Raw genomic sequence first — 14,482 nt, forward strand, 5'->3', positions numbered from 1 at the left:
TCATTCCGCGCCGCCCGCGATCCGCGGCGGCCGGTCGACGCTCAGCGCCGGCAGCGGCCCGGTCCATTTCTCGACCCTGACCAGCGCGGTATGGGCGATGTTGCCCTGGCTCAGCTCCGAACAGCCCTTGTCCAGCGTCAGCACGTTGGGGTTGCCATGCACCTCGAGCCTGTCGCCGCTCACCTCCTGCGGATCGAACCAGGCGCCGGTGGCCAGCGCCACGCAGTCACGCCGGAGCAACGGATCGAGCCGCAGCCCGGCCAGACAGGCCCCGCGCGCGTTCCACAGCCGCAGGATATCGCCCTCGGCCAACCCGTGGCGGGCGGCCGTCTCGGGATGCAGCGCGACCGGTTCGCGCCCTCCGATCTTGTCGCCCTGCGCCTCGCTGCCGCGGTCATTCTGCGAATGCAGCCGGGTGTCCGGCTGGCCCGAGATCAGGTGCAATTCGCCCGCCGCCGCCGTCAGCAGGCTCTCGGCCGGCATCAGCCAGCTCGGATGACCGGGGCAATCCTCCAGACCGAAGCCCGCAATCGTTTCGTTGTGCAGCGTGATCCGCCCGCTTTCGGTATTCAACGGATGCGCTTCGGGATCGGCGACAAAGCCTTCAAACGCCACGGTTTCGTCAAAGGCATCGGGCACGTCGAAACGGCCCTCGTCGCGGAAGGTCTCGAAGGTCGGCAGGGCAAATCCCGCCTCCTGCGCCACACCCTGCGCCCGCGCCCAGAGATGGCGCAGCCAACCTTCCGCATCGCGGCCCTCGGTAAACGCCTCTTCGACACCGAAATGCCGGGCAATGCCGCGAAAGATCTCGTGATCGTCGCGCGCCTGGCCCATCGGTTCCTGCATCTTCGACATATAGAGCAGTGACGGGTCGCGCCGGTTGATCATCAGGTCGTCACGCTCGAACGGCGTGGTTGCCGGCAGCACGATATCGCCGCGCCGCGCTGTGGCGGTCCAGCTGTGATCCTGCACGATCACCGTCTCGGGGCGGGTCCAGGCCTGCTCCAGCCGGAAAAGATCCTGGTGGTGGTGAAACGGGTTGCCACCGCACCAATAGACCAGCCGGATATCGGGGTAGCTCCGTTCTTCGCCGTTGAACCGATAGGCCCCGCCGGGATTGAGCAGCATGTCGGCGATGCGCGCCACCGGAATGGCCTCGGTCACCGGGTTCTGCCCCTGGCTCACCGAGGGCCAGCCGATCCAGCGCATCGGCCGGCCGACCGGCGTGGTCGAGCCGTAGCCGAAGCCGAAGCCGGTGCCGGGCTGGCCGATCTGGCCGAGGATGCAGGCCAGCCCCAACGCCGCCCAGATCACCTGTTCGCCATGATCGGCCCGCTGCAACCCCCAGTTCACCGCGATCATGCTCCGGCTGTCGCTCAGCGCGCGGGCCAGAGCGCGGATGTCCTCGGCCGGCAGGTCACAGAGCGGTGCCGCCCAATCGGCGCTTTTCGCCTGACCGTCGGTCTCGCCCAGCAGATAGGCGCGCCACGCCGGCCAGCCGCTGGTGCGCGTGGTCAGGAAGTCCTCATCCGCCCGCCCGGCCGCCACCACCTCATGCGACAGCGCCAGCAGCAGCGCCGCATCGGTGCCCGGCCGGATCGACAGCCATTCGGCGCCCGGCAGATCGCTGCCACGCGGCGAGACATTGACGATCCGCCCGCCCCGCGCCTGCATCTGCGCCAGCGGCCCGCCAATGTCGTGCCGGGTGACCCCGGAAGAGGCGACCTGCGCCGTGCGCTCGGAGATGCCGCCAAAGGCCAGCAGCAGATCGCAATGCTTGCCGACAAGGCTGAGGCTGGTCATCGCATCGAACATGCCGCGATTGCTGAGGCCGAGGATATGCGGAAACAGCACCTCTGCGGCGGCATGGGAATAGGTCTCATGCGAGGCGGTGAAGCCGCCGACGAGATTGAGGAACCGCCGCATCTGGCTCTGCGCGTGGTGAAACCGGCCGGCGCTGGCCCAGCCGTAAGAGCCGCCAAAGATCGCCTGGTTGCCATGCGCCTTGCGCACGCAGCGGATCTCGCGGGCGACCAGCGCATTAGCCTCGTCCCAGGTCATCTCGCGATAGCCGTCGCGGCCGCGCCCCTTGCCGCCATCACCGTCAAGCCAGCCATCGCGCACCATCGGCGCAAGGATGCGGCTGTTCCGGTCCCGCGCGGCCGAAAGCCAGCCACGCCCGATCCGCGAAGGGCGCGGGTCGTCGTCCAGCGGGCGCAGCGCGTCACCCTCGATCCGGTAGGCGCCCCAATGTGCTGCGGTGTATTTCATCATCCGTCCTTTCCGCCGCACGACCGCGCGGCGCTTGACTTTTACATATGATCGATTTACTGACTTTTGTAAAGCAGCAAATCAGAGGAAGCCATGCAAAACGAAAGAACCACAGAAGACGTCGCGCTGGGACTCCGGCGTCGGGTCTTCGAGCACACGATCCGCAACAACGGCGGCTATCTGAGCCAGGCCTGTTCCGCCGCCGAGCAACTTGCGTGGCTGTACAATGAGGAATTGAAGCTGGGCGACCCGACGCTGCCGATGATTCCCAAGCCCTTCGAAGGCGTCCCCGCGCCCTCGAACCCCGGCTATCACACCGGCGCCGGCTACAACGGCCCGGCCGCGCCCGAATATGACCGGCTGTTCATCGCGCCCGCCCATTACGCGCTGGTGGCCTATGCCACGCTGATCGAGGTCGGCCGGATGGCGCCCGAGGGGCTCGAGATGTTCAACAAGGACGGCTCGTCGGTCGAGATGATCGGCGCCGAGCATTCGCCCGGCATGGAGGTGCACAACGGAACCCTGGGCATCGGCCTCTCGACCGGCGCGGGCCTGGCCTATGGCCGCAAGCTGCGCGGCGAGCCGGGGCGGACCTGGGTCTTCATGTCCGACGGCGAGGTCCAGGAGGGCCAGACCTGGGAGGCGGTCGCAGCGGCGCAGTTCCACGGCATCGACAATCTCTGCGCCATCATGGACGTCAACGACCAGCAATGCGACGGCGCCATGGACAGCGTGATGGAGGTGGGCGACATCCGCGCCAAGTTCATCGAATTCGGCGCCACCTGCGTCGAGATCGACGGCCATGACATTCAGGCCATGCGCGACGCCGCGAAGGAACCGCATGACGGCAAGCCGCTGATCATCCTGGCGCGCACCTCGCCCTATCAGACCATGCCGATCCTCGAGGAACGCTTTCCGCGGCTGCATTACGTGCGGTTCAAATCGCCCGACGAACGCGCCCGCTTCAACACCTCGATCGCCGCCGACCTGGGCGTCGATCCTGTCGAATACGCCCATTGAGGAGCTCTGCACATGGTTGAAATGGTATCCCGCCCCTACGCCGCGGCCTTCGAGAAATTTGCCGCCGGCAAGCCCGAGATCCTCTGTCTCTCGGCCGATCTGACCTCCTCCTGCGAGATCGACGGTTTCCGCGACCGCCACCCCGGTCAGTTCCTGTCGATGGGCATGGCCGAGCAGAACATGCTCAGCTTTGCCGGCGGTCTCGGCCTGGCCGGCTTCCGGCCGTTCATCCACACCTTCGGCGTCTTCATGTACCGCCGGCCTTATGACCAGCTGATGGCCTCGATCGCCTATCCCCGGCGCAAGGTCCGGCTGATGGGCTTTCTGCCCGGGGTCACCACGCCGGGCGGCATGACCCACCAGTCGATTGAGGATATCTCGGTGATGCGCTCGATCCCCAACATGACGATCCTCGAGACCGGCGACGCCACCGAGGTGGAAAGCATCTGCGAGGCCGCCGACAGCATCGACGGCCCGGTCTGGTGCCGGGTGCTGCGCGGCTCGGTGCCGCGGCTGTTCGACACGCCGATCAAGGTCGGCGAAATGCGCGTGCTGTCGGAAGGCACCGACATCCTCGTCGTCTCCTCCGGCATCAGCACCGAAGAGGCGATGCGCGCCCGCTCGGCCCTGGCCAAGGCAGGCCTGTCGATCCGCCACATCCACCTGCACACGATCAAGCCTTTCGATCACAAGCAGCTTCTGGACCATATCGGGTCGGTCAAACATGGCGTGGTGACGCTGGAAAACCACGTCACCGAAGGCGGCGTGGGCTCGCTGGTGGCCGAGACCATGGCCGACGCCGGCATCGGCAAGCGGCTGGTCCGGCTGGGGCTGAAGGACACCTATGCCCACGGCGGCTCGCGCGCCTATCTGATGCGCTATTACGGCCTGGACGCGCTGGCGCTGGTCGGCGGCATCGAGGATCTGATGGGCGCGAGGTTCGGCATCACCGAAGACGACCTCGCCACCGCCCGGGTCGACGACGTGCATTCGCTGGTCAAGGCCGAAGCGCTCTGATCGCCAGCCTATCCCCGACCAACGCCCCCGTCCCGGCCCCCGCGCCGGGACCCCTTCCCCCGCACCGCAAGCCGCAAAGTGGCCCCGGATCAAGTCCGGGGCGCGAACGGCGCAGAACACCGCCGCCGACACGCAACCATTCCCCCGCCAGCGCCCCCCGTCCCGGCCCCCGCGCCGGGACCCCTTCCCCCACCCCGCACCGCAAGCCGCGAAGAGGCCCCGGATCAGGTCCGGGGCGCGAACGGCGCAGCGCACCGCCGCCGTCACGCAGCCATTCCCCACCAACGCCCCCCGTCCCGGCCTCGCGCCGGGACCCCTTCCCCCACCCCGCACCGCAACCCGCGAAGAGGCCCCGGATCAGGTCCGGGGCGCGAACGGCGCAGAACACCGCCGCCGACACGCAACCATTCCCCCGACCAACGCCCCCCGTCCCGGCCCCCGCGCCGGGACCCCTTCCCCCACCCCGCACCGCAAGCCGCCACGAGGCCCGGATCAGGTCCGGGGCGCGACGTGACCGGCATCCAGACCAGCAGCGCCAACCCCCGGGCCCCCGCCCAACAAAAAACCGCGTCAGCCCAGAGGACCGACGCGGGTGAAGTCGCCCCGAAGGGCCAGGGAGGTTCCCGTGAGTGTCAGTGATCCAGCATCCCCCACAAACGGCGCTTGATGGCGAGGAACTCTTCGGTCAGCCGCATCTCGTCATTGCGCGGCCGCGGCAGGCTGACCTCTTCGATATGGTGCACCCGGCCGGGGCGCGACGACAGAACGATGATCTTGTCCGACAGAAAGATCGCCTCTTCGATGTCATGGGTGACAAAGACCACGGTCTTTTTCGACTTCTGCCAGGTGGTCAGCAAGTCGGATTGCATCCGCTCCTTGGTCTGGGCATCCAGCGCCCCGAACGGCTCGTCCATCAACAGCACATCGGGATCATTGGCATAGACCCGGCCGATATCGACCCGCTTGCGCATCCCGCCAGACAGCTCGCGCGGCCAGCGGTCTTCAAAGCCCCTGAGCCCCACCATCTCGGTCCATTTCGCCTCGATCTCGGATTGCTCGGCCTTCGAGGCGCCGCGCAGGCGCGGGCCGTAAGAGATGTTCTTGGCCACGGTCATCCAGGGAAACACCGCATCCTGCTGGAACACCATGCCCCGGCGCCGGTCGGTGCCCTCGATCACCTCGCCATCGAGCGTCATCTGCCCGTCCGAGGGCGTGAACAGCCCGGCCATCATCTTGAGCAGCGTGGACTTGCCACAGCCCGAGGTGCCGATGATCGAATTGAACGACCCGGACTCGAAGGTCAGGTTGATCTTGTCCAGCACGGTGAGCGCACCGGGCTCGCCCTTGCCGAAGGTATGGGTGAGATTGTCGACGAGGATCTCTGGCATTATTCGCGGGCCTCCGACCATTGCATGAGATGAGCCTGAATCTTGCGGAAGATGCGATCCATGATGAAGGCGCAGCCGCCAATGATCACGATGATCATCATCACCTGATCGGTCAGGAAATAACGCCGTCCTTCCTGCAACAGAAAGCCGAGACCGTTCTGCGCCGCCAGCAGCTCCGAGGCGACCAGCGTCGTCCAGGCGGCGGCCAGCGCAATCCGGTAGCCGGTGATGATGAACGGCGTGGCGGCGGGCACGGCGACGGTGCGGAACACCTGGAACCGGCTAGCGCCCATGGTCGATGCGGCATCGACATAGACCTGCGGCACGTTCTTCATGCCGGCGATCACGTTGACCACGCAGACCATGAAACAGGCGATGGTGATGATCAGCACCCGGCTGAATTCGCCGATCCCGAACCAGATGATGATGATCGGAATATAGGCCAGCGGCGGGATCGGCCGCAGCGCCTCGATTAGCGGGTCGAGCAGATATTCCACCGTCTTGTACCAGCCCACCAGGCAACCGACGATCAGCGCCAGCGTGGTGCCGATGAAAAAGCCCATGGCAATGCGGAACAGGCTCGCCCCCAGCGCGGTCAGCAGGCTGCCGCTGGTCAGGTTGGTCTTGAACGAGGCCAGGATATCCAGGATCGGCGGCAACAGCGCCGGATTGTTGTCGGGCTGGTTCGTGATCCAGATATAGACCCCGAAGACCGTGGCGATCGACAAGGCGCCCAACCACAGGCGCCTTGACCGGAGAGAATGCAACAGAGCCATCGGTCTCAGAGCCGGGTCACGATCTGATCCGACACCAGCGCATCGAGGTCGGGCATGTTGCGGATGCGGTCATTCTCGACCAGGAACTCCGATTGCACCCGCAGCGCGTTTTTCAGGATGTCATCGGCATAGACCGATTTGATCTCGGGCACGTCGAAATAGAAGTAGTTGTTCAGCAGCGGCTCGACTTCCGCCGCGGTCACGCCGGCCCGGCCGATGCCGCTTTGCCATTTGATCATGCGCTGCACGACCTCGGCATTGTCTTCGCGCAGCATCTTGACGCCGTTCTCGTGGAAGGCGCGCACCACTTCGGTCAGCGCCTCTTCCTTGGCGTCCATGGTCTGCTGGGTGGTCATGAAGACATCCATGATCGAGGGCCGCTTGCCGATCGGCATCGCCGAGCCGTCGGCCAGCATGCTGGCGCCCGGCAGCTTGTCGAAGATCAGCTGGCGCGAGGTGGCCAGCGGCACGGTGGCATCCACCGCCCCGGCGATCAGCGCCGCCTGGGCGTCGATCGGCTCCATGTTGATCCGGGTCAGCTTCATGTCCGACAGCCCGGCCTGCTCGAGCGCGACGCCGAGGAAGAAATCGAAGTTCGACCCCGAGGTCACCGCGATCCGCTTGCCTTCGAGATCGGCCAGGCTGGTCATCCCCGGACGGCCGACGATGGTGAAGAGCCCCGAGGCATCGCCACAGACCGAGATCTCGCGGAAATCGGCGACATTGCGCGCCATCGCCGCCAGCGGCGGCACCGAGCCCACGGTGATCGCATCGACCGAGCCGCCGACCATCGCCTCGATGGCGGGGGGCCCCGAGGGGAAGACGCTGAAATCCATCTCGACGCCGGGGGCAAAGCCCTGATCCTGGACCAGCCAGTAGATGCCGAAAGAATAGGCCGGAATGATGCCGATGTTCAGCTTTTCGGTGGCGGCATGCGCCTTGCCGACAAAGAACGTCGGAGCGGCCAGCGCGACCCCGGTCGCGGCCCCCGCTCTCAGGAATGCGCGGCGTGACACATAGCTGGTTTTCGAGTTTGCCATCTTGTCCTCCCTCGTGGCAGATCACAGAGCCTGCGGAACAGGTACTCAATCCCCGGCCACTATTCCTGTTGTTTTTACTTTTGTCAATTTTTTTCTCATATGACAATTTTTCCGGATCTCCCGAAATCCGTCTGCAACCCTGCGCAGGGGCCTGAAAACGCGGGCTTTGGCCCGGCCGCGCCGGCAGGCAAACGGGCCGGGCGCCTCCCGCACCAAGGGCTTTTCGCGCCCTGCGGCCATCGGCACATAACGGCCCAGCCCGCCGCGCCGATCACGAATCCGTTTACAAAAGCGATGTGACAGGCCAATAGGATGACGGCGCATCGGCGCTATAATCGGGTGACCGGGCCCCTCTGGCGGAAGTGGCGGCGCTTTCGTGATGTCGGCACCAGATCTTTTCCAGCCGCCTGGACGTGTTCACATCATGACACAACACCCCTCCCCGACCGGAGGCGCGCCGCACAGCGGCGCCCCGGCCAGATCCATGCTTTCCTATCTCAAATGGGCCTTCATCGTCACCGGCCTGGGCCTTGCGCTCGGCGGCTGGCTGGGCTGGACGACAACCGGCACCCTCGCCGGCATGCTGACCATCCTCTTTATCTGCGCGGTGCTTGCCGTGCTGGAGATCTCGCTGTCCTTCGACAATGCCATCGTCAACGCCAACAAGCTGAAATCGATGACCCCGATCTGGCAGCGCCGGTTCCTGACCTGGGGCATCCTGATCGCCGTCTTCGGCATGCGCATTGTCTTTCCGCTCTTGATCGTGGTGATCTCGGCCCGCATCGGCCCCTGGGAGGCGATCACCCTGGCCGCCGCCCGCCCCGAGGAATACGCCCATATCATGGAAGAGGCGCATCTGCCGATCGCGGCCTTCGGCGGCACCTTCCTGATGATGGTCGGCCTCAGCTTTTTCTTCGATCACGAAAAGGACGTGCACTGGGTGCAATGGCTGGAAAGGCGCATGGCGCGCCACGCCACCATTCGCGGCATCGAGGTGGCCATCGTGCTGGTCACGGTGCTGATCTTCTCGCGCCTGCTGGACGGCGCCGACACCCAGGTGTTTTTCAGCTCGGCGATCTGGGGCCTGCTGACCTTCCTGCTGGTCGAAGTTCTGGGCGGATTGCTCGACAGCACGCAAAAGGCGGTCAAGGGCGCGGCCCAGGGCGGGCTCGGCGCCTTTCTCTATCTCGAGGTGCTCGACGCCTCGTTCAGCTTTGACGGGGTGATCGGCGCCTTCGCCCTGACCCAGAACCTCTTCATCATCGCCATCGGCCTCGGCATTGGCGCGATGTACGTGCGTTCGATGACGATCATGCTGGTCGAAAACGGCACCCTGACCGAATACCGCTATCTCGAACACGGCGCCTTTTACGCCATCATCGCGCTGTCGGTGATCATGTTCATGCAATCGCTGGTGCATATCCCCGAGGTCATCACCGGGCTTGGCGGCGCGGCGCTGATCGGCGTTTCGCTCTGGTCGTCGATCCGCTGGAACCGGGTCGAGCGCGGCAACGCCCCGGCCAGCGGCTGACGCTGCCGTTACGGAACCCCCGGCGCCGCCTTGGCGCGGCGCGGGGGCGTGCATAGGTGCGCCAAAAGGATATCACCGATGCAGCATTTCTCCCTACTTGATCTCTCGCCCGTGCCCGAAGATGCCGGCGCCGGCGACGCGCTGGCCAATACCGCCGATCTTGCGGTGGCGGCCGAACGGGCCGGCTATCACCGCTTCTGGCTGGCCGAGCATCACAACATGCCGGGCATTGCCAGCGCCGCGACCGCCGTGGTGATCGGCCATGTCGCCGCGGCCACGACCACCATGCGCATCGGCGCCGGCGGCATCATGCTGCCCAACCACGCCCCGCTGATGGTGGCCGAGCAATTCGGCACCCTGGCCACGCTTTACCCCGGCCGGATCGATCTCGGCCTCGGCCGCGCACCCGGCACCGACGGCGCCACCGCCCGCGCCCTGCGGCGCAACATGTCGCCCGAGGACAGTTTTCCGCAGGATGTGCAGGAGCTGATCGGCTATTTCGCCAGCGGCCCCGCCGGCCCGGTCCGCGCCATTCCCGGCGAGGGCACCGAGGTGCCGGTCTGGATCCTCGGCTCCAGCCTCTACGGCGCACAGCTCGCGGCGCATTTCGGCCTGCCATATGCCTTTGCCTCGCATTTCGCGCCGGACCTGCTGGACCAGGCGATCGCCACCTACCGCGCCCAGTTCCGCCCCTCGGCGACGCTCTCGGCGCCGCATGTGATGATGGCCGCCGGGGTCTGCGTGGCCGATACGCACGAGCAGGCCGAGGTCTTGCGCTCGTCGCAATATCTCGCCTTTGCCAACCTGCGCATGGGCCGGCCTGGCAAGCTGCCGCACCCGGTCGCGGATGTGGCGCAACAGATCCCCGCGCCGGTGCTGGCGCAGGTGAAACACGCGCTTTCGGTCTCGGCCACCGGCACGCCCGAAATGGTCCGCGACCAGCTTGCCGGCCTGCTGGCGCGACACCAGCCCGACGAACTCATGGTCACCGGCATGATCCACGACCACAGCGCCCGGGTCCGCTCCTTCACCCTGGCCGGTGAGGTGCTTTCGGAGCTGCGCGCCTGAGCGGCGGGGCTCACCCCGCCGCCAGCCGTTCGGTTTTCAGCCGCCGCGCCGCCGCCCCCGGCGCGGCGCCCCAGACCGCGATCCAGCGATAGAAGATCGGCGTCAGGAACAGGGTGAACACCGTGGCAAAGCCCAGGCCGCCGACGATCACCCAGCCCACCGCCACCCGCGCCTCGGCGCCGGCGCCCGAGGTCAGGATCAGCGGCAGCCCGCCAAGCGCGGTCGAGACCATGGTCATCATCACCGGCCGGATGCGCAGGCTCAGCGCGTCGCGGATGGCGCTGTCGATATCCTGGCCCGCTTCGCGCAACTGATTGGCGAATTCGACGATCAGAATGCCGTTCTTGGCCATCACCCCGATCAGCATCACCAGCCCGATCTGGCTGTAGTAGTTCAGCGATCCGCCCGACAAGGAGATCGCCATCAGCGCCGCCGCCAACCCGAAAGGCACCGTCAGCATGATCACCACCGCGCTGGCAAAGCTTTCGAACTGCGCCGCCAGCACCAGCAACACCACCAGAAGCGCCACGCCAAAGACCATCAGCATCGCGTCGGTGCTGTCATCCAGCGTCGCCGCCTCGCCGGTAAAGACCAGCCGCAGGCCCTCGGGCAGCACCTCGTCGGCCAGGGCGCTGACCCGCGCCATCGCCTCGGACATGTCGGTGCCCTCGCCCAAATTGGCCTGTGCCGCCACCGACAGCGCCCCGCCCTGCCGCTCGATCTGCGCCTGGGTCACCACCGTCTCGAGCGCGGCAATCGTCGACAGCGGCACATATGACCCGTCCGACAGCCTGAGCGGCATCGAGGCGATGTCCGAGGGATCATCGATCGGCGCGCCGCCGGGCACCACCGTCACATCGACCTCGGCGTCGTTCTCGAACACGCTTACCGCCGTGGTGCCCCGCACCAGCGCGCTGACCAGCGCCGTGGCCTCGGAGGAGGTCAGCCCCATGTCATTGGCGGCGGCATCGTCCACCACCACCTGAAGCTGGGCATCGACGCTGTCGTTCGACAATTGCGGATTGAGAAAGGCGGCATCGCCCGCCATCGCCGCCACCAGCGCCTCGGTGCCCTCGGTGATCGCCGCGATATTGGTTCCGGTGACCGCAAAGCTCAGCCCGCCGCCGGCGCCGCGGATATTGAGACTGTTGGTCGCCCGCGCGCTGACCCGCACGCCGGGCACCGACGCCAGCTGCCGGCTGATCTGCGCCACCAGCTCATCCTGCGCAAAATCGCGCTCGGCCCAGTCCGGCAGCCGCACCACGATAAAGGCGCTGGTGCCGCCGCCGACCCCGACGATGCTTTGCACCACCTCGATTTCGCCGCTCTCGAGATAGGGGGTCAGGATCGCCTCGACCCGCTGCACCTGGCCGTCGAGATAGCTCACCGTGGTATCCGAGGCGCCGCGCGCCTGCACCAGAAAGAAACCCCGGTCCTCCGAGGGCGTCACCGCCGACGGCAGGGTCAGCGCCGCCCCCCAGGCCAGCAGCACAAAAGCCCCGGCCAGCGACAGCACCAGTACCGGCGTGCGGATCGCCCGGTCCATCACCGCATCGAACACCAGCATCACCCGGCCCTTGCCCGCGCGCTCCGCCTGCCCCGAGGGCCTGCCGGGATCGAGCAGGGCCGCCAGCACCGGCGCCAGGGTCAGCGCGGTCAGCGATGACAGGGTGACGGCAAAGGCCAGCACGAAACCGAACTCGGAAAACACCCCGCCGGCCTGTCCCGGCAGAAACGAAATCGGGATGAACACCGCCGCCAGCGTCGCCGTCGTCGAAATCACCGCAAAGAACACCTCGTTGGTGCCCGTCGCTGCCGCCGCAAAGGCGCCCATGCCGGCCTTGCGCTTGCGCACGATGTTCTCGATCACCACGATGGCGTCATCGACCACCATGCCGGTTGCCAGCACCAGCGCCAGAAGGCTGATGGTATTGACCGAAAACCCGGTCAGCCAGATCGCCGCCAACGTGCCGACCAGCGCCACCGGAATGGTGACCGCCGGGATCAGCGTGGCGCGCGGCGAGCGCAGGAACAGAAAGATCACCGCCACGACGATCGCCGTCGCCATCAGGATCGACTTCACCACCTCGGTCAGCGAACCCTCGACAAACACCCCGTCATCCGAGGCCACCACCAGCCGCACCCCCTCGGGCAAGTCGCCGCGCAGCTCTTCGACCGCGACATTCACCGCGCGCGAGATATCAAGCGTGTTGCCCACCGATTGCCGGGTGATGTCGAGCCCCACCGCCGTCTGGCCATTGACGCGTGTGAACACGCTGGCCTCTTCCGGCAAGAGCTGCACCAGCGCCACATCGGCAATCTGTGTCGTGCGGTTGATCTGCAATTCCTCGATCATCTCGACGGTGACATTTTCATTCGCCACGCTCAGGCTCATGGTCTGGTTCTGGCTCTCGATCTCGCCCAGCGGCGTGTCGTCGCGCAGCGCTCCGAGCGCTTCACTGACGTCAAAGATCGTCAGCCCCCGGCTCAGCAGCGACGGCATGCTGAGCGTCACCCGGAACTCGTTCGACCGGTCGCCGCGCACCGTGACCTCGGCGATGCCGTCGATCGTCGACAACCGCTCATAGACCATGCCCTCGGCCAGCTGCGTCAGCTCGGCCAGCGAGGCATTGCCCAGCAGCGCCAGCCGGATGATCGCATCGGCATTGCTGTCGGATTTGCTCACCGAGGGATCGTCGATGTCATCCGGCAGCGAACGCAGGGTTTCCGACACGATCTCGCGCGCCTCATTGGCCGCCACATCGACATCGGTGCCATCGGTCAGATCGATGGTGATCCGGCTCGATTCCGCGCTCGAGGTGGATTCGATGTAAGCCAGCCCGTCCAGCGCGCTCAGCGCATCCTCCAGCACCTGCGTCACCTCGGTGTCGACCGTGGCCGGCACCGCGCCGTCATAGCTGGTGCGCACCGAGAGCACCGGCTGATCCACATCCGGCATTTCGCGCACGTCCACGCCGCTCAGCGCCGCAAGTCCGGCCACCACGATCAACAGGTTGACGACAATGCCGAAAATCGGCCGCGCCACAAAGGTATCGGCAAAGCCCGCGCGGTGCAGCATCTTTTCCAGGCTCATGCGCTCGGCCTCGCTTCGGCGGCATCGTTCACCTGTGCGCCCTCGCGCAGTTTCGCGGCCCCCTCGGCCACGATCTGCGCCCCCAGCGGCACATCGGTCTCGACCCAGAGCTGATCGCCCTCGCGGTAGCGGATCGCCACCGGATGGCGGGTGACGCGGCCCGCGTCGGAGACCCAGATGCCGGCGCCCGACCGGTCCCATGTCACCGCGGTCGAGGGCACCACCGGCAGCGGCTCGGTCTCTTCGATCATCCGCACCGCAAAGGTCATCCCCGAGAGCAGCTCGCCCGCGGAATTGTCGATCCGCGCGCGCACCGTGGCACTGCGGGTCACGCTGTCGAGCCGGCTGTCAAAGGCGGTGATCACCCCTTCGAACACCCGGCCCACATAGGTCGGCGTGCCGACCTGCACCACCCGGCCGACCTCAAGCAGACCGATCGAGCGCTCGGGCACCTCGAACTCCGCGATCAGCGCCGATGAATCGTCGATCGTCACCAGGGCGGTTCCGGCGCTGACATAGGTGCCCGTTTCCAGCGTGCTCAGCCCCAGCCGGCCACTCATCGGCGCCCGGATCGTGCGAACCTCCAGCGCCACCTGCGCCAGCGCCAGATTTGCCTCGGCCAGCCGAAGCGCCACCTCGGCCTCGGCCATGGCGACATCGGTGATCGTCAGGTTGCCGTTGTCCTTCAGCGTATTGTAGCGATTCAACGAGGCCTGCGCCTCGTCGCGCTCGGTTTCGGCGATCTCCACCGCCAGCCGCTGCGCCCGGTCGTCCAGCCGCAAGAGCACATCGCCCTTGGCCACCGAGGCATTGGCCGCCATCCGCACCTCGGCCACCTCGCCCGAAACGCTGGCCACCACCTCGACATTGCGCAGCGAGGTGGCGCTGCCGATGGTCCGCAACACCAGGTCGTGCGGGCGCGCCTCGAGCGGCGCCAGAACCACCGACGTCGCGCCGCCGCGCCCGCCCGGCCGGCCCGCGCCGCCGCCGGGCCGCGCCTCGGCCGATGGTGCCGCCTCGGCGCCAGCCGCCGCTCCGAGATAGGGCGCCAGACGCTCCGGCACGCCGAAACTGATGACATAGGCGCCGAACAACAGGCCCGCGCCGGCCAGGACGGAAATGAGAGTTCGCAAGAGAGATGTCCTTTCAAGGCTCCGAAGCGCCCGCCGCTGCGGCGCACGTCCCTTGGTACGATCCGGCCGTCGCATTCCGTCGCAGTTTTTTTCGGGAATATTCCAAGGTCCGAAAACCGCCCGGAACGCAGGCGGTTTTGCCCA

General features: G+C 66.7%; 10 protein-coding genes. 4 read left to right on the forward strand and 6 right to left on the reverse strand.

Annotation, left to right across the window (positions count from 1 at the left end):
- Complete coding sequence (locus tag AC0J5K_RS20440; RefSeq protein WP_420398522.1) at positions 1-2,271, reverse strand: molybdopterin-dependent oxidoreductase; 2,271 nt, start codon at positions 2,269-2,271, stop codon at positions 1-3.
- Positions 2,272-2,364: 93 nt separating this feature from the next.
- Here AC0J5K_RS20440 and AC0J5K_RS20445 point away from each other — a divergent pair, with 93 nt between their 5' ends.
- A complete protein-coding gene (locus tag AC0J5K_RS20445; RefSeq protein WP_283644228.1) occupies positions 2,365-3,291 on the forward strand; it encodes a transketolase in 927 nt (308 codons plus the stop codon).
- 12 nt (positions 3,292-3,303) lie between these two features.
- The gene (locus AC0J5K_RS20450; RefSeq protein ID WP_420398523.1) at positions 3,304-4,308 is read left to right on the forward strand and encodes a transketolase family protein; all 1,005 of its coding nucleotides are present in this window, start codon (positions 3,304-3,306) and stop codon (positions 4,306-4,308) included.
- A 632-nt stretch (positions 4,309-4,940) separates the two neighbouring features.
- Here the strand turns inward: AC0J5K_RS20450 and AC0J5K_RS20455 are convergent.
- The 3 genes from AC0J5K_RS20455 to AC0J5K_RS20465 are packed head-to-tail and all read right to left on the reverse strand — an operon-like array spanning position 4,941 to position 7,512.
- Positions 4,941-5,696: an ABC transporter ATP-binding protein gene (locus AC0J5K_RS20455; protein ID WP_048535324.1), complete on the reverse strand. Its 756-nt coding sequence runs from the start codon at positions 5,694-5,696 to the stop codon at positions 4,941-4,943.
- Positions 5,696-6,424, reverse strand: a complete 729-nt coding sequence (locus AC0J5K_RS20460) for an ABC transporter permease (RefSeq protein WP_158499065.1) — start codon at positions 6,422-6,424, stop codon at positions 5,696-5,698. The genes AC0J5K_RS20455 and AC0J5K_RS20460 overlap by 1 nt, the downstream gene beginning before the upstream one ends.
- Positions 6,425-6,477: 53 nt before the next feature.
- Positions 6,478-7,512, reverse strand: a complete 1,035-nt coding sequence (locus AC0J5K_RS20465) for an ABC transporter substrate-binding protein (protein ID WP_074837647.1) — start codon at positions 7,510-7,512, stop codon at positions 6,478-6,480.
- Between the two features lie 484 nt (positions 7,513-7,996).
- Here AC0J5K_RS20465 and AC0J5K_RS20470 point away from each other — a divergent pair, with 484 nt between their 5' ends.
- Together AC0J5K_RS20470 and AC0J5K_RS20475 are read left to right on the forward strand one after the other, a co-directional pair.
- Positions 7,997-9,043, forward strand: coding sequence for a DUF475 domain-containing protein (locus tag AC0J5K_RS20470; protein ID WP_244526539.1), 1,047 nt, complete (start codon positions 7,997-7,999; stop codon positions 9,041-9,043).
- Between the two features lie 78 nt (positions 9,044-9,121).
- Positions 9,122-10,111 (forward strand): LLM class flavin-dependent oxidoreductase, encoded by a 990-nt coding sequence (locus AC0J5K_RS20475; RefSeq protein WP_420398524.1) that lies wholly within the window; start codon positions 9,122-9,124, stop codon positions 10,109-10,111.
- 10 nt (positions 10,112-10,121) lie between these two features.
- Here the strand turns inward: AC0J5K_RS20475 and AC0J5K_RS20480 are convergent, their stop codons facing one another.
- Together AC0J5K_RS20480 and AC0J5K_RS20485 are read right to left on the reverse strand one after the other, a co-directional pair.
- Complete coding sequence (locus AC0J5K_RS20480) at positions 10,122-13,205, reverse strand: efflux RND transporter permease subunit (protein ID WP_283643731.1); 3,084 nt, start codon at positions 13,203-13,205, stop codon at positions 10,122-10,124.
- Positions 13,202-14,338 carry an efflux RND transporter periplasmic adaptor subunit gene (locus AC0J5K_RS20485; RefSeq protein ID WP_283646442.1) on the reverse strand — a complete coding sequence of 379 codons (1,137 nt, stop codon included), beginning with the start codon at positions 14,336-14,338 and terminating at the stop codon, positions 13,202-13,204. Before AC0J5K_RS20485 ends, AC0J5K_RS20480 begins: the two co-directional genes overlap by 4 nt.
- Between the last annotated feature and the right edge of the window lie 144 nt (positions 14,339-14,482).

This window comes from Marinovum sp. E3, assembly GCF_055755275.1.

Excerpts from the sequence above, each read along its gene's own strand:
- AC0J5K_RS20440 (WP_420398522.1), bottom strand. The coding sequence starts at position 2,271 with ATGAAATACACCGCAGCACATTGGGGCGCCTACCGGATCGAGGGTGAC.
- AC0J5K_RS20445 (WP_283644228.1), top strand. The coding sequence starts at position 2,365 with ATGCAAAACGAAAGAACCACAGAAGACGTCGCGCTGGGACTCCGGCGT.
- AC0J5K_RS20450 (WP_420398523.1), top strand. The coding sequence starts at position 3,304 with ATGGTTGAAATGGTATCCCGCCCCTACGCCGCGGCCTTCGAGAAATTT.
- AC0J5K_RS20455 (WP_048535324.1), bottom strand. The coding sequence starts at position 5,696 with ATGCCAGAGATCCTCGTCGACAATCTCACCCATACCTTCGGCAAGGGC.
- AC0J5K_RS20465 (WP_074837647.1), bottom strand. The coding sequence starts at position 7,512 with ATGGCAAACTCGAAAACCAGCTATGTGTCACGCCGCGCATTCCTGAGA.
- AC0J5K_RS20470 (WP_244526539.1), top strand. The coding sequence starts at position 7,997 with ATGCTTTCCTATCTCAAATGGGCCTTCATCGTCACCGGCCTGGGCCTT.
- AC0J5K_RS20475 (WP_420398524.1), top strand. The coding sequence starts at position 9,122 with ATGCAGCATTTCTCCCTACTTGATCTCTCGCCCGTGCCCGAAGATGCC.
- AC0J5K_RS20480 (WP_283643731.1), bottom strand. The coding sequence starts at position 13,205 with ATGAGCCTGGAAAAGATGCTGCACCGCGCGGGCTTTGCCGATACCTTT.